The organism is Erwinia sp. S43 (genome assembly GCF_016624745.1).
GTDB lineage: Bacteria > Pseudomonadota > Gammaproteobacteria > Enterobacterales > Enterobacteriaceae > Erwinia > Erwinia coffeiphila.
On record NZ_JACVTX010000001.1, the window covers coordinates 236,049 to 251,093 of the forward strand.

The following is a 15,045-nucleotide window of genomic DNA, read 5'->3' on the forward strand; positions in this document are numbered from 1 at the left end:
CAAACCGGGACAGATCCTTCATTGGGCAGATCGTCTATGGCGATTTTCTCTGCCCGGCCAGGGTCTGGCAGAGATTATTGCTGTGCCGATAGCAGGCGATCGGCCGTCAACAGCGCCTCCGTTTCGCTGGCGACAATCAGCATAGGATATCCCCAAAACTTGCTGTATCCCACGGCAAACTCCTGGGCCGCGTCGCGCAGGGCGACGTCCGGCTCGATAAAAATAGCCGCCAGTATCCGCTGACGCAGCAGCGCGCGGTGGGTTTTACGCCACTGGGCAACGTACTGCATTTCGTCCTTGCTTTGTGGATAAGCGGAAAAATCCAGTCCTTCGGCATTGAGTAGAACAAAAGATTCACCGCGTTCAAGCAGCTCCAGGTACAAAGCGAATCCTTCTTCCGTCGACTGTGTTTTGTCGATCAGATGCAGCCAGACGCGGGGAAAATGAGAAGCGTTAATTAACATATGGGTAATCCTAATGGCATCAGTTAAGCGCTTTAGTGTAAATCAACGGCTGCTGACCGGCATTGGCGGGTTCGGTCATTCCGTTGCCCGTTTCGGCCATGACACTTGTGTGGCAAGGGGAAGAAGGGATGGCTGATACTCTAATCCGCTCCTCGCCATTAATTTCCGGCGCGGACGGAAGTGCGATAACCGCCTGTGGCGTTACCCGCTGCGATAACGACTGGCGAATCCCTGGGCATCGCCACCGGTTCAGCCAGCTGATTTATGCCCTCAGCGGTGAACTGCGCTGTGAAACGGCGCAGGGGATCTGGTGGGTACCGGCACGCGGTGCGGTATGGATACCGCGCGGTGAGCAACACGCGGCCAGTGGCAGGGGTGAAATGGCCAGCTTTCACCTGTACGCGGACGAGTTGATGCCGCCACACTGCGCGACCCTGCAACTGACAACGCTGCTCGCCGAGCTGCTACATCACGCCGCACAATTTTCGCATCCTGCGTCGTTAAGTGCGCGGCAGGCGCGTCTGCTGGCCACGCTGCGGGATGAGCTGGCGGCCGCCCCGGTTGATGTCTTCCCGCTGCCGCTGCCGTCCGATACCCGACTTAATCGGCTGATCGCGCAACTGATGGCTTCACCGTCCGACAAGACACCGGCGGCAGAGTGGGCCAGGCGCATCGGCATGAGCGAGCGCAATATGTCCCGGCAGCTGCTGCGGGAAACCGGTATGAGCCTGGGCCGCTGGCGACGACAGCTGCACATCGTGCTGGCTTTACGCCAGTTACGGCTCGGTGATGCAGTACAGAATGTCGCGCTGACGCTGGGGTATGAAAACGCCAGCGGATTTATCACCATGTTTCGTAAAATTACCGGAAAATCCCCGGGGAGGTATTTAGCAGAAGAACGGTCGTCTCAATATTACCCGAGCTAACAGGGGGGCAGTGTAATGCTGAATGAACGATGCTTTTCACCGGATAACCGAACCGCAATTTTTAACCCGGCCAGGTATTCTCCTAAACTGTTGGCCATGGCTCTCAGACCTCTGAGAAATAGGAATTTTTACCTTTTACACTATTCGCACTGGCAGTAGATTTCAGCTATCGACAGCGCGGGTCAACACCGGGGATGCTGTCGGGAAAAAAACAATCATAAACACTATTTCTACCTGCCATTGTTGCTAATGGTAATGAGGTTAATCATGCTTTTAAAACGCAGCTTTTCTGTAGCAGTCGTGGTACTGCTGACGCTGTCAATCACTGCCTGTGGACATATGTCTAATCGGGGCAGAAACACGGCGATTGGTGCAGGTATTGGTGCGATTGGCGGTGCGGTACTGACCGGAGGAAGTTCTCTCGGCACCGTAGGCGGCGCGGCGGTGGGGGGCATTATTGGCCATCAGATTAGCCGCTGATTAATTCGCTTTGTCAGTTAGTTTGCAGAAAAAAACTAACCTGCTGGTTAACGCTGGCGGGTTAGGTTGCTAAAACCAGCAGCAGTTCAATTTCCCTTCTTTTTCGCCAGCGCTTCCTCAATAAGTTGATCGATACCGCGAGCAGCGGCCATATCCACCGCTTCGCTGCGGGTAATTTCACAGAGTCTGGAGAGGCGGTTGATTTTGCGCAGCAGCGACATGCGTAGCGAAAGCGATATTGCTTTTTTCTTATCCTTATCGAGAAAGACACGACTGACCGTTTCAGCGGGTTTTGCTTCGGCATTTTCAGCCAACGCTTCATTCATCCGGCGTAGTGCCTTTTTATCCAACTGGCCAATACCGGTTAACTGATAAGAGTGGCCTGCTTTACTGTATTTAATTTCAGCCGCGTAGGATTCGCGCAGTTCTTTCAGCGCACGAGTCAACGTGGGTTCGGAACAGTTCAGGGCAGTAATAATCGTCTCGGCAGCCACCGGTTTTCCAGAACCGAGAAGGATTGCCAGCTTATAAATTCGGGCCTGTCGCGTGCTGAGATGCATAATAAGTCTCTGCCTGGATTCATCATTATAGTTTTATGGCCTGGCAGCATAGCACGGGAAAGGCATTTGCTGGCAGTATCGTCTGAGGATTAGCTCAGCTTTTGGTCAGTGCGGTCATCAGCCTGATCGCATCCTGATTTTTCTCGCTAACAATGCCGTATACCTGGGCACGAGCAAGGATGGCTGAGGCCCAGCGGCGATGGGTGGCCGGTTCGCACATCGCGCCCTGCGACTTAAATACCGCCTGACTGGAATTAAGGATGCGCAATGCATCAGCGTGATCGCTGGCCGACACCATTAGCGCAGCTTCGATGATGCCAATCTGGCTGGGGTGAATGGCGGTTTTACCCACCAGTCCGTGCAGCATATCCAACGCCAGTTCACGATCCATGATTTGCCGATCGTCAATGTGCTCACAAACCGGCGCGGTCAGGGCAAAATCCCGCGTGGCAAAGACTGAAACCAGCATTTTAATCACGTAGCCCATCGGGCCGTCGTACAGGGTGAACTCCCGCGAACGGCGCTGTGAGACGACATTCATTAAATCATTACCGCCGATGCGCAGGGCAATAATACGCTGACGACACGGATGATTCGCCAGTGCAGCAGCCAGCTCTCGCATCTGCACCACGTCGAACACTTCCTCAGTTTCCAGCGTTGGCATCATGCACAAGTGAGAATCCTTGAGCATTGCCCACCAGACAGGCAGGCAGTGGCGCGTGAATTTGGGCAGTACAAGACCATCGACACCGCTCAGGTCCCAGTCGGCGGCCAGTTCCGCCCCCATAGTGATATCGCGCGGGCGGACAAATACCAGCGGCCAGCTTGCGTTACCCTGTAACTTTTTAGCTACTGCAAGGTGCGTCAAAACCTGGCGCAGGTTGCGGCGGGCCAGGGGAATATCGGCGTCGCTGACGGCATCTTCAAGACAGATAACCAGCGAACGCAACCCATCAATCTTATTGTGCAGCACGGCGTCAGCGATATCCGTGCGGGTAGCGGGCATGTACAGCGTTGCGCCCAGGCGCCAGGGAGAAAGCCGTTCGTTCATCAGAGTACCTTCTTGATAATGGTGACCGCCCGATACTGGCCAATGGCCTCGCCCACGGCGGCTACCGCGATGCCTTTCTCATGCGCCAGATGCAGCAGCAGCGCGACATCGGCATCGTCGGTCGAACGCACCAGCACGTGATCCGGCACGCGGCGCAGCACGGCTCGAGTGGCTTCAGCAATACCGGGTTTGATGCGATTAATACTGGTGATGTCGTACTGCTCCGCCAGTTGCTTAATGACCGCTTCACTCTGCTGCCGCAATCCGGCATTCTGCTCGGGATCCCACTCGCAGGCCTTCACCTCACCCAGCAGGCGGCGGCGAGCGGCGACCGTCTCCACCAGATGGCGGCTACATTCGAAGCGTTCGAGATGATGGCAAATCACGCAGCCGTGGAACCCTTCGCTTCGCCAGATCGAGCGTGAAATCATGCCGGAAACCGGCGCGCCCATAATGCCAAACGGAATCAGCCAGTCGTCGTCGCTGGCCGACAGCCAAGAGCGACCACAGGGATCGGCCAGCACCACAAGGCGCGGATAAGCCGGATAGCCAGGGCGATCCTTGAGTGAACGAATTAACTCACCGGTGATAGCCCCTTTGCCGGTCCAGCCGTCAACGAAAACAAGGCCTTCCGTACCGTGACGCTGTTCAATCCAGTCCAGCGCGGCGCTATCAATACCGCGATCGCGGATAATGCTGATACCGTAATGATAAGATTCCTTTCCGCAATCACGTAGCGCCTGCTGCAGCATCACACCCAGCGGCACACCGGCACGCACCAGACTTGCCAGCACTACCGGCGTATCGGGAAAACGCTCAATCAGCGCCTGCGCCAGCATCGCTACTTCTTTTGCCAGCCGCTCCGCTCCGTGCTCAAGCGCGCGGGCAAACAAATCCAGATGCCATTCGGTTGGCTCCGGCTCCTGGCTCAGCATTTCTGAATAGTGCTTCGCCCCGGACTGGATCAGCGCTTCTTTGCGGTCGACCGGCGTCATTTCCATTTCCACCGGCGTCAGCAGAAAATGAACGTCCTGCGGCTGGTAGGAGCCTGAAAACGGCACAAAATCAGTCATGGTCGGCCTCCCTGAACAGCGCCTGGTTAATATGATCTGCAAACTGACTCTGGCTCGGCAGGCCGTACCAGCTGCACAGCTTCATAAAGCGATGATCGCTCAGGCTGTCGCCGAGACCAATCACCGGAAACACGCCGCGCTCGGCGCGCAACCGTTCCAGCAGGAAACTGACCGCCAGCCCTTTTTCCACCACCACCGGCAGCCAGGCCACGTTGTTGCTGTTGCGATGGATATACCAGCCTGAGGTGGGGAACCGCTGCTCGATCTCATCGGCGATGGCGTACAGCTCGTCCAGTTTGGTGCTGTCGCGATGCTTCATGACCAGATAGATCGGCGTCTGCTCGTATTCATAGTTGATACGCGCCCAGCCGTTGATGTTGCGCTCCGCCATCAGCTCGGTGATCTGCTGCTGCATGGTTAGCAGCTGCGCCGCATACGGTGCCAGTTTTGCCAGCATCAGCGCCTGCCATTCGGCATCCGCTTCACCCTGTGGATTAAGGATCACCGCACCGTGGGTAGCAACAGCCCAGGAGCGGAAGGGGATTTCAACGCGGGCGATCTCTTCAGTGCCGCGTGCGGTGACGGGGATTAAGTCGCCGTGTTCCAGCATCCAGTCAACCAGCATTGCCTGTTCTTCGGTCATAAAGCTGCGCGGTTGCAGACTACGGTCCAACGCACCGGTACGAAACGGTTCCAGAGACAGCTCATCGACCATTTTGCGGCGGGTCTGAAACAGCGTGTCGTCAAGATCGGAGAAAATTACCGGCTTATTCATAGCTGAGTACCTCAACCTGAGGCGCAACCCGGGAGAGTGCGGCAATCAGCGCAGGATCGAGGCTATCGGCAGGCGTTTCGCTGCACAGCAGAATGCGGTCAAACTGCTGATGGGCCACGTTGTAAACATAGTTCGGAATGCCCAGGCCATAGTTATCGCTGAAAGCAATTGCCGACTGAATGGCAAATCCGGTCGCTATCGGCGAGCGGGTGGTGGAGCTGTAATTCACCTCGGCCCCCTGACGCTCCAGGCGTTCCGCCAGCAGGAAGGGTTCCCAGATAAACTCGCTGGTGCCGAGCACGAGGATCTTTTCCCCCACGGGCGCGACGATATCTTTGCCGAGATCGCCTGCCGAAGCATCCATGCCCAGACGGCCCCAGTTTTGCCGCCCGGTGACCGGTACGCTGCCGCTGGCGGTTACATTCACCGCCGGCATAATCGGGATCGGCGCATCCGGGTTTTTCTCCCAGTGCCAGTCGCCGCGCACCAGCGCCACGGTGGTCACCGGTAGCGGGCAGGCTCTGGCAATCGCTTCGCCGCTCCAGTCAGTGAGTGTCACGGTGATCACCCGCTCGATACCGGTCAGTCCGGCGTCGTTTCTCAGCGCGGCCAGCAGATTAATAAAGGTGTTGCCGGTGGTGGCTTCATCATCAATCAGTACCAGCGTGCGAGCGTTCTGTACCCGGCGGCGTAACTCAACGTCAACGGGTAAGTAGAGCAGGTGGTCGGTTGCGTGGCTGTGGTCTTCTTTAAACTCGCACAGCAGCTCGCCGCTAACCGGATGGCGCGTTGAACTGAGATAGACCGACTCCGGCGCGCGCTGGCGCATCTCATCAAACACGCCCGCCCCCAGACCCACGGCGGTTTCCGCCATGCCGATAAACAGCACCGGGCCTTCAGGCAGCGCGGGGAACTGCGCGGCAAGCTGGCGATAAACACCGCGCATGGTGGCCGGGCTGACCGGAATATGGCGACCCAGCACTTTACTGACAAACAAAAAAGCTCGTTTCGGATTACGGCGTTCGGCTACGTCGAACAAATCATCCAGCGGGATAGTGTTACCGTTTGGCGTTACGCTCAGCGTGCCGCAGGTTAAGGTTTTGCGCCACAGTGGCGAAGAGGTTGCAGTCATTCTCGTTTCCTTACGGGATCAGGTTGGTCAGCGGTTGATAACGCACGACGTCAGTTATCGATCGCACAGTGGCAGGTGAAAAATCACGGATGGCGCGGTCACGTACCTGCTGTGCGGTCATCAGACCCAGGCGTCGCATGGCGAACAGGCCGGGCAGATTGACGCCGCTAAAGCGGGTGTAGCCGATACCGCCGGAAGGGCGCATGTTGATTTCCAGCAGCAGTGGCTTCCCACTGGCATCATGGCGGGTTTGTACATTCACCAGCCCGTCGGCCTCCATCGCTTCGGCGCAGGCGCGTCCGAGTTCGTAAGCTTCACCACTGTTTTCCAGATGTTGCAGCGCGCCGTCCTTGCGTCGTGCTACCGCCGCCAGCACAGAACCTTTTTCAACCAGCATATCAACGGAATACTCCGGACCGGGCAGCCAGGGCATCAGCACCAGCGGCTCAACGCGATCGGCAGCGTCCAGCGCCTGTAAATAGAAATGCGGATGGACCCGGCGACTATCGGGGTGGGTAAATGCAGCCATCGGCGAGGCAGATTCATCAAAACGCCAGAAACCCATGCCATAAATACCTGTAACCGGCTTCACGCACAGGGGCGCATCGCCAAACGGCGAGTCCAGCAGCATCTGGCGCAGCTGCGATGTGGAGTCAATGCGCATGGAGGGGACGACCGGCAGCCCGCGCTGCGCCATCGACTCAGCAAAGCTGACTTTGTCATCGGCGAGATCCAGCATTTCAACCCGGGTAGCGCCGGTGGTCAGAGTGGCTCCACTGGTTTCAATCTCCGCGCGGCGGGATTCGAACCAGCGGGCATTGCGCCCGGTATGAATCGCCCGAATACCGTGCTGTTCGACCCTGGAAAGAATAAACGCCAGTCGCCGCTCGTCTTCCGCAGGTTCAATCAGAGCAAAGTCGGCCTGAGAAAGAATTTCATTACGTTGATGACGATGTGACGCGAAAACAGAAATCTGCTGCTGCGATGCTTCAGCCGCAGCGGAGATACCCTGAATAATATCGCGCTGTGAGGACAAACCTTCCATCAGCCAAATGTTCATTGTCATTCTGTATTTATCCACCGGGAGAAAAGTTGCACAGCAAATGAGCATCGAGTGTAGGGAGCCAGAAGAATGTTGTCAATCATATTATGATTAACGTAAAGACGTACCAGTTTCATCTAAAGAAGTGTAAATAATACGAGAGTATATTTATTTTTTAATCATTAAAATGATACAAATCAATATGTTAAATTAATGCCATAAATGAACAAAAAAAAGGATCTTGTGCAAGAACATCATCATGATATGATTTTCTACCTCAAGGATTGTGACGTAAAAGTCAGTCGCCTTTTTCATTACTCATCTTAAGGAATTATGACCATGGTTTCATTAAGCAAGAACCAGACTGTATCACTCAGCAAGCAGTCTTCCGCGATTAATAAACTGCATTTCGGCCTCGGCTGGGACCCAGTAAAGAAGAAAGGCCTGTTTGGTAAGATCTTTGGCGGCGATGGCGACATCGACCTCGATGCAGGCTGTGTTTTGCTGGATAAATCAGGTAGCGAAATCGACACCATCTGGTTCCGTAAACTCAAATCCGACTGCGGCTCAGTGGTTCACAGCGGTGACAACCTGACGGGCGAAGGCGACGGCGATGATGAAATCATTAACGTTGATCTGTCTCGTCTGCCTTCCGACGTTGAGTATCTGGCCTTTACCGTTAACAGCTTCCGCGGTCAGTCGTTTAACGATGTTGAAAACGCCTTTTGTCGCGTAGTGGATCAGGCGGGTAAAGAACTGGCGCGTTATCAGCTGACCGAGCAGGGCGCTCATACCGGTATCGTTATCGCCTCTCTGCACCGCAATCACGGCCTGTGGGACTTTACCGCTCACGGTAAAGCGTGCAGCGGCCGCACTATCGATGCGATGCATACCGACATTGTTGCCACAGTGGTGCGCTAATGAATATGACTCCGGGGGGCAATGCCCCCGTTCCCGCTCAGACCCTGACAGTGCGCGTGCTGTCGGGCGCATCGCTAGACGCCTCTGCTTTCCGCCTGTTTGAAAATGGCAAGGTGCAGGGTGACGCCGATATGGTGTTCTACGGCCAGCCTCAAAACAACGATGGCACTATCAGCCTGAATGCGCAGGGTAATAACACCGCTTTCACTGTCGATCTCAGCCGATTGCAGGCTGCCGTGCAGAAAGTGGCGTTTACCGTCACCTGCGACGGCACGCAAACCGTCGCGGGCCTGCAACGTCTGGCGATTCAGGTCGAATCTTCAGGCGAAGTGCTGCTGAACGGCAATGTGGATATCAGCGGACGTCAGGAAGCGGCTCTCATTCTCGGTGAGTTTTATCGCCGCAATGCAGAGTGGAAATTCCGCTTTATCGCCCAGGGCTTTAACGGCGGGCTGAAGCCGCTGGCCGAACATTTTGGCGTGGAAGTGGCGGATACCCCGGCACCAGCACCTGCTGCTGCTCCGGCCCCAACGCCCGCGCCCGCACCGGCCAGTAAAATCAACCTGAGCAAAGTCACGCTGACGAAAGAAAAACCGGCAATCAGTCTGACCAAGCGCGATAACTTCGGTGAGATCCGCATCAACCTGAACTGGCATCGTGCCCCGGCTTCATCGGGTGGACTGAAAGGGTTCTTCGGCGGCAATAAAGGCATCGACCTGGATATCGGCGCGTTTGTTGAGCTAAACGACGGCAGCAAAGGGGTAATTCAGGCGCTGGGCAACACCTTCGGTTCGTTTAACGACAAACCTTACGTGCACCTGAAGGGCGACGACCGCACCGGTTCGATCAGCGACGGCGAATGGATGCATATCAACGGCCGCGAGTGGAAGCATATTCGCGAGGTGCTGATCTATGCCTTCATCTATGAAGGCGTGCCGAGCTGGGATAAAACCGATGGCGTAGTGACGCTGCATATCCCGGACCAGCCGCCGATTGAAACGCGTCTGACCGAAGGGCAGGACCGTCGAAATATGTGTGCGATAGCCCGCCTGGTGAACGAAAACGGCAATATCAAAGTCGAACGTATTAACCAGTTCTTCAAAGGCCACTCCGACATGGATGAAGCCTTCGGCTGGGGATTTCGCTGGAAAGCGGGTTCTAAATAATTATTCACAGAGGAAAGTAGCTATGGGTTTCTTTGACAAGGTAAAAGGGGCGTTTAACGCCAGCCGCGACGAGCTGACCAAACAGGTTGGCCGTTTTAAAAATAAAAAATTCATGCAGGGGACCGTGGCCGTCTGTGCGCGTATTGCGGTTTCCAGCGACGGCGTTAGCGCGGAAGAGAAACAGAAGATGATCGGCTTTCTGCGTGCTTCGGACGAACTGAAAGTGTTCGATACCGCAGAAGTTATCGAGTTCTTCAACAAACTGGTGACCAGCTTCGATTTCGACATTGAGATCGGTAAAGGTGAAACCATGAAGTACATCCTGGCCCTCAAAGACCAGCCGGAAGCAGCCCAGCTTGCGCTGCGCGTGGGTATCGCCGTGGCGAAGAGCGACGGCAACTTTGACCAGGATGAGCAGCACGCCGTTCGCGAAATTGCTCTCGCGCTCGGCTTTGAACCGGCTGAATTCGGCCTTTGATGTCACACCTTTAAGGGTTAACTATGGTATCCACGCATATCGGCTTTCCGACAGAGACAGTCATTGTTTTCGTAGTACTGGCTGTCGGGGCCATTCTTATTGACCTGTTCATGCACCGCGATGACAAGCCAATATCGCTGAAAAGTGCAGCGTTGTGGTCTCTGTTCTGGGTTGCTGTTGCCCTGGGCTTTGCCGGCTTCCTGTACGTGCACCACGGCGCAGAAGTGGCCAGCCTGTTTGTTACCGGTTATGCGCTGGAGAAAGTGCTGTCGGTTGATAACCTGTTCGTGATGATGGCGATTTTCTCGTGGTTTGCCGTACCGGACCGCTACCGTCACCGCGTGCTGTACTGGGGGATCATTGGTGCCATCGTCTTCAGGGGTATCTTTGTGGCGATTGGTACCGGGCTGCTCAGCCTGGGTCCCTACGTTGAGGTTGTCTTTGCCATTATCGTGGCCTGGACCGCGGTCATGATGCTGAAAAGCGGCGATGACAGTGAAGAAATCGAAGACTATTCGCAGCATCTGGCCTACCGCATGGTCAAACGCTTCTTCCCGATCTGGCCGAAAATCAAAGGTAACGCCTTTGTTCTGAGCCAGAAAGAAGTGGATGCCGAACTGGCAAAACCGGAAAACAAAGACGTGACCATTGGTCGCGGTGCAAAAGCCTGGCGCTATGCAACGCCGCTGTTCCTGTGCGTGGCGGTGGTTGAACTTTCCGACGTGATGTTCGCCTTCGACTCTGTACCGGCAATCATCGCCGTCAGCCGCGAGCCGCTGATTGTGTACAGCGCCATGATGTTCGCTATCCTTGGTTTGCGTACTTTGTACTTTGTTCTGGAAGCGTTAAAACAGTATCTGGTACATCTGGAGAAGGCGGTTATTGTCCTGCTGTTCTTTATCGCGGCGAAACTGGGCCTCAATGCCACCGATCATATCTGGCATCATGGTTACAGCATTTCGGCGACAACCAGCCTGTTTGTGGTTCTGGGCGTACTGGCGGTGGGGATTATCCTCAGCGTGATGTTCCCGGGCAAACCCGACGCCGAGGAAGAAAAGTAAGGGCGGTAGTCCACGTCTACTGAAAACGAATTCGAAAATCTAATTATGAGGAAAATATAATGAGCGTTTCTTTATCCAAAGGCGGCAACGTATCCCTGAGTAAAGCAGCACCAACCATGAAAAATGTTCTGGTCGGTCTGGGTTGGGATGCACGTTCTACCGATGGTCAGGACTTCGACCTGGATGCGTCAGCGTTTCTGCTGGCCGCCAGCGGCAAAGTTCGCGGCGATGCTGACTTCATTTTCTACAATAATCTGACGTCTGCCGACGGTTCCGTTAGCCACACCGGCGACAACCGCACCGGCGAAGGCGACGGCGATGACGAATCACTGAAAATCAAACTGGATCTGATCCCGGGCGACGTCGACAAAATCGTCTTCGTGGTCACCATCCACGATGCGCAGGCACGCCGTCAGAGCTTTGGTCAGGTTTCCGGTGCGTTTATCCGCCTGGTTAACGACGACAACCAGACCGAAGTGGCCCGTTACGATCTGACCGAAGATGCCTCTACCGAAACCGCAATGCTGTTCGGCGAGCTGTATCGCCACGGCGCCGAGTGGAAATTCCGCGCGGTCGGTCAGGGTTATGCCGGTGGTCTGGCATCCGTGTGTGCCCAGTACGGTATCAACGCATCCTGATAGTTTTATTCATTGTTCCAACCGGGCAGTAAGACGCTGCCCGAATCACCCATTATCAGCAGGAGCATTAAAATGGCAGTTTCTCTCGTAAAAGGCGGCAACGTATCCCTCACCAAAGAAGCACCAACCATGAACATCGCCATGGCCGGTCTGGGCTGGGATGCTCGCGTAACCGACGGTCAGGACTTTGACCTGGATGCTTCAGTTTTTATGGTTGGCGAAGATGGCAAAGTGCTGAGCGACAGCGGCTTTATCTTCTTCAACAACAAGCTGAGCAGCTGCGGCTCCGTTGAGCACCAGGGCGACAACCGCACCGGTGCGGGTGATGGCGACGATGAGCAGGTGAAAGTTGAACTGAGCAAAATCCCGGCCGACGTGAAAAAGCTGGTCTTCGCGGTTACCATCTATGATGCGGAAGCGCGTAAGCAGAACTTCGGCATGGTCAGCAACAGCTTCATGCGTATCTACAACAACGATAACGGCAGTGAAATCGCCCGTTTCGACCTGTCTGAAGATGCCTCTACCGAAACCGCGATGATCTTCGGTGAGCTGTATCGCCACGGCGCAGAGTGGAAGTTCAAAGCGGTAGGCCAGGGCTTTGCCGGCGGTCTGTCCGCGCTGGCTTCCCAGCACGGCGTTAACGTCTGATAATCAGTTAATAAAAAACCCGGCGAGCCCGGGTTTTTTTTCGTCCGCCTGCGGTCAGGAGCGAGCCTGGTTTTCAGGCGGCGAATGCGGCAGGCAGTGTCACTCAGCGCAAACTTTCCCCCAGCCACGCCGCCAGCTGCAGCAACTCTTCCCGCTGCTGCGGAAACTCAGCAATCAATTCTTCCGCCTGGCGAGAAACGCTCTGCGGCTGATATTTCACGCCCTGTAGCTGCTCCTGCAACGCTTCCAGCGGGGCCGGATTCAGGCTGTCGGTGTAAATCCGGCAGCGCTGAATGATGCCGCGCTCAACGTCAACGTGGATCTCCACGCCGCCCCAGCTGAAGCGGGTATCCAGCTGATGGGCGAAATCCGGGGCCTGGCCAAAGTTCCACTCCCAGCTGCTCTGGCGGGCAAAGGTTTCGGCAAAGCCGGGGAGGTCGGGGAACGCTTCCGGTGAAATCAGCTCCGGCTCACAGCGGTCTCCGTAGTAGTCGAAGAAGGATTGTGTGACAGCGTCACAAATTCGTTCGTAGCTGATATCCGGCTGAAGCTCCTGCAGATTCGCCACGCGGGAACGTACCGAAGTGATGCCCTTGGCCTGTAGCTTTTTCTCGTCAGGGTTCAGGTAGTCGGCCAGCCGCGACAGGTCGGCATTCATCAGCAGGGTGCCGTGATGGAAACCGCGATCGCGGGTTTCACGATAGGCCGAACCGGAGACTTTGCGCATCCCGTCGGCGGTGCTGACCACCAGGTCGTTGCGCCCTGAAGCTTCCGCCGTCATGCCCAATGCTTCCAGCGCGTGCAGGATAATCCCGGTAGACACGCTTTTGTCGTACTCCGGCTTACCGGCCATAAAGGTAAAGCAGCAGTTGCCGAGGTCGTGAAACACCGCGCCACCACCGCTGCTGCGGCGCGCCAGGCGAATGCCATCTTCCTCCATGCGGCGGGTATTGCACTCTTTCCACGCATTCTGCGCCCGGCCAATGACCACCGTTTCCGCATTGCGCCACAGGAACAGCACCCGCTGGGTGGTAGGCATCTGGCGGAAGATGCACTCTTCCACTGCAAGGTTAAACCACGGGTCCCAGGATTCAGATAACAGCAAACGCAGTGAGGACATCAGTAACTCCATTTCCATATTAAGGCCGCCGGGCAGTGCGCGACGGCGGGAGTGCGGCGCAGGGATCATACTCTTGCGGCGACCGGCGTGTCACCTTCGTCCGTATGCCGGGCTGCACTGAAGTGATGCAACCTGCCTGATCGTGAGGCAGAAAAAGATAACTCGCGCGTTCTGATTATCGCAACTCATTGTTTAAAATGGAATTGAACTTCTGGCATAGCTTTTGCCTTTATCTCACTAAGCAGCAGCGTTACCCAGATAACTAATAAAAAATAGCAGGCTAGGGTTCCGGTCCACCAACGTGGATGTCTGGTCCGAGAGCTGGCGACCTCGGTTGAGGTTACACGGCGGGACAAAAGCCCGGGAGACAGCAACACCGCAGGTGTAGCGCTGCTCCCGTATTTTTTCCGCCGACACCGAGGTCCGATATGAAACTATCCCGTTTGCTGGGCGCCTGTCTCCTTACCGCCACCGCGCTTCTCAGCCTGCCGACGCAGGCCGCCGCCAAGAAAGAATTCAACGTCTGCTGGACCATCTATGCAGGCTGGATGCCCTGGGGGCAGATTTCCAGCTCCGGCATCATCGATAAGTGGGCCGCGAAGTACGGCATTAAAATCCACGTCACCCAGCTCAACGACTACATCGAGTCAATCAACCAGTACACCGCCGGGCAGTTTGACGGCTGCACCATGACCAATATGGATGCGCTGACCATTCCTGCTGCCGGCGGCGTGGACAGCACCGCGCTGATCCTCGGCAGCTATTCCGAAGGCAACGACGGCGTGGTGCTGAAGGGCAAAGGCAAAACCCTGAATGACCTGAAAGGCATGAAGGTGTATCTGCCTGAGCTGTCCGTATCGCATTATCTGCTGGTGCGTGGCCTGGAGAAAGCCGGGCTGCAGGAGAAAGACGTCACGGTAGTGAACACCTCCGATGCCGATATCGTTTCCGCCTTCGCCACCCCTGGCGTGCAGGCCGCCGTGGCCTGGAATCCGCAGCTTTCGGTAATCAAAGCCACTCCGGATACCACCGAAGTGTTCGGCTCGCAACAGGTTCCCGGCGAGCTGATCGACATGATGGTGGTGAACACCGCCGTGCTGAAAGACAACCCGGCGCTGGGCAAGGCGCTGACCGGTGCCTGGTTTGAAATGATGGCGCTGATGAAGGCCGGGGATAACAAAGCCCTGACTGAAATGGCGACAGCCTCCGGCACCGATCTGGTGGGCTATCAGGCTCAGCTGAAAACTACCCATCTGTTTTATACCCCGGCCGATAACCTGCAGTTTATAACCGGCAGCGAGCTGGCAAAAACCATGCAGCGCGTGGCGCAGTTCTCCTTTGATAAGGGGCTACTGGGCGACGGCGCGCAGAGTGCGGACTTTATCGGCATGCAGTTCCCCGGCGGCGTGACGCAGGGCGACAGCGGCAACCTGAAACTGCGCTTCGACGACAGCTATCTGCAGATGGCCGCAGACGGCAAGCTGTAACCGATGGCGCAAGGAGTAAACAC

The 15,045-nt window shown here is 56.0% G+C and carries 17 protein-coding genes and 1 riboswitch; of the genes, 9 read left to right on the top strand and 8 right to left on the bottom strand.

From position 1 onward, the window contains the following. Positions 1–74 precede the first annotated feature (74 nt). Positions 75–464, bottom strand: coding sequence for a hypothetical protein (locus IBT47_RS01125; RefSeq protein ID WP_200558786.1), 390 nt, complete (start codon positions 462–464; stop codon positions 75–77). 128 nt (positions 465–592) lie between these two features. On the opposite strand from IBT47_RS01125, the gene IBT47_RS01130 reads away from it, so the two are divergent. Together IBT47_RS01130 and IBT47_RS01135 are read left to right on the top strand one after the other, a co-directional pair. After that, positions 593–1,390, top strand: coding sequence for an AraC family transcriptional regulator (locus IBT47_RS01130; RefSeq protein ID WP_200558788.1), 798 nt, complete (start codon positions 593–595; stop codon positions 1,388–1,390). A gap of 267 nt (positions 1,391–1,657) precedes the next feature. Beyond that, positions 1,658–1,870, top strand: a complete 213-nt coding sequence (locus tag IBT47_RS01135; protein WP_105595629.1) for a glycine zipper 2TM domain-containing protein — start codon at positions 1,658–1,660, stop codon at positions 1,868–1,870. 86 nt (positions 1,871–1,956) lie between these two features. On the opposite strand, the gene IBT47_RS01140 is transcribed toward IBT47_RS01135, so the two are convergent. The 6 genes from IBT47_RS01140 to IBT47_RS01165 form a co-directional block, all read right to left on the bottom strand. Beyond that, positions 1,957–2,430 (bottom strand): tellurium resistance protein TerW, encoded by a 474-nt coding sequence (locus tag IBT47_RS01140; protein ID WP_105595628.1) that lies wholly within the window; start codon positions 2,428–2,430, stop codon positions 1,957–1,959. A gap of 94 nt (positions 2,431–2,524) precedes the next feature. Next, a complete protein-coding gene (locus tag IBT47_RS01145) occupies positions 2,525–3,481 on the bottom strand; it encodes an HpcH/HpaI aldolase/citrate lyase family protein (protein ID WP_200558789.1) in 957 nt (318 codons plus the stop codon). After that, entirely contained in the window at positions 3,481–4,554 is a 1,074-nt protein-coding gene (locus tag IBT47_RS01150) for a cysteine protease StiP family protein (protein WP_200558791.1), read from the bottom strand. The genes IBT47_RS01145 and IBT47_RS01150 overlap by 1 nt, the downstream gene beginning before the upstream one ends. After that, positions 4,547–5,329 carry a hypothetical protein gene (locus IBT47_RS01155; RefSeq protein ID WP_200558794.1) on the bottom strand — a complete coding sequence of 261 codons (783 nt, stop codon included), beginning with the start codon at positions 5,327–5,329 and terminating at the stop codon, positions 4,547–4,549. The genes IBT47_RS01150 and IBT47_RS01155 overlap by 8 nt, the downstream gene beginning before the upstream one ends. Continuing rightward, the gene (locus IBT47_RS01160; protein ID WP_200558796.1) at positions 5,322–6,461 is read right to left on the bottom strand and encodes a phosphoribosyltransferase domain-containing protein; all 1,140 of its coding nucleotides are present in this window, start codon (positions 6,459–6,461) and stop codon (positions 5,322–5,324) included. The genes IBT47_RS01155 and IBT47_RS01160 overlap by 8 nt, the downstream gene beginning before the upstream one ends. 10 nt (positions 6,462–6,471) lie before the next feature. Continuing rightward, positions 6,472–7,527, bottom strand: coding sequence for an ATP-grasp domain-containing protein (locus tag IBT47_RS01165; RefSeq protein WP_200558798.1), 1,056 nt, complete (start codon positions 7,525–7,527; stop codon positions 6,472–6,474). A 315-nt stretch (positions 7,528–7,842) separates the two neighbouring features. Here IBT47_RS01165 and IBT47_RS01170 point away from each other — a divergent pair, with 315 nt between their 5' ends. The 6 genes from IBT47_RS01170 to IBT47_RS01195 all read left to right on the top strand — a co-directional run bounded on the left by IBT47_RS01170 (position 7,843) and on the right by IBT47_RS01195 (position 12,415). Further along, a complete protein-coding gene (locus IBT47_RS01170) occupies positions 7,843–8,424 on the top strand; it encodes a TerD family protein (RefSeq protein WP_105595622.1) in 582 nt (193 codons plus the stop codon). Next, positions 8,424–9,590 carry a TerD family protein gene (locus tag IBT47_RS01175; protein WP_200558800.1) on the top strand — a complete coding sequence of 389 codons (1,167 nt, stop codon included), beginning with the start codon at positions 8,424–8,426 and terminating at the stop codon, positions 9,588–9,590. Before IBT47_RS01170 ends, IBT47_RS01175 begins: the two co-directional genes overlap by 1 nt. 22 nt (positions 9,591–9,612) lie before the next feature. Continuing rightward, positions 9,613–10,068 (top strand): tellurite resistance TerB family protein, encoded by a 456-nt coding sequence (locus IBT47_RS01180; protein WP_105595620.1) that lies wholly within the window; start codon positions 9,613–9,615, stop codon positions 10,066–10,068. 23 nt (positions 10,069–10,091) lie between these two features. Next, on the top strand, positions 10,092–11,129 hold the full coding sequence (locus IBT47_RS01185; protein WP_105595619.1) for a TerC/Alx family metal homeostasis membrane protein: 1,038 nt from the start codon (positions 10,092–10,094) through the stop codon (positions 11,127–11,129). A 59-nt stretch (positions 11,130–11,188) separates the two neighbouring features. Beyond that, complete coding sequence (gene terD / locus IBT47_RS01190; RefSeq protein WP_200558801.1) at positions 11,189–11,767, top strand: tellurium resistance membrane protein TerD; 579 nt, start codon at positions 11,189–11,191, stop codon at positions 11,765–11,767. Between the two features lie 72 nt (positions 11,768–11,839). Then, positions 11,840–12,415, top strand: a complete 576-nt coding sequence (locus IBT47_RS01195) for a TerD family protein (protein WP_105595617.1) — start codon at positions 11,840–11,842, stop codon at positions 12,413–12,415. Between the two features lie 103 nt (positions 12,416–12,518). On the opposite strand, the gene IBT47_RS01200 is transcribed toward IBT47_RS01195, so the two are convergent. Then, positions 12,519–13,535, bottom strand: a complete 1,017-nt coding sequence (locus IBT47_RS01200) for a lipoate--protein ligase A (RefSeq protein WP_200558802.1) — start codon at positions 13,533–13,535, stop codon at positions 12,519–12,521. Positions 13,536–13,804: 269 nt separating this feature from the next. Continuing rightward, a riboswitch (guanidine-I (ykkC/yxkD leader) is annotated at positions 13,805–13,904 on the top strand. A 59-nt stretch (positions 13,905–13,963) separates the two neighbouring features. Here IBT47_RS01200 and IBT47_RS01205 point away from each other — a divergent pair. Beyond that, positions 13,964–15,022, top strand: coding sequence for a putative urea ABC transporter substrate-binding protein (locus IBT47_RS01205; RefSeq protein ID WP_200558803.1), 1,059 nt, complete (start codon positions 13,964–13,966; stop codon positions 15,020–15,022). Positions 15,023–15,045 lie beyond the last annotated feature (23 nt).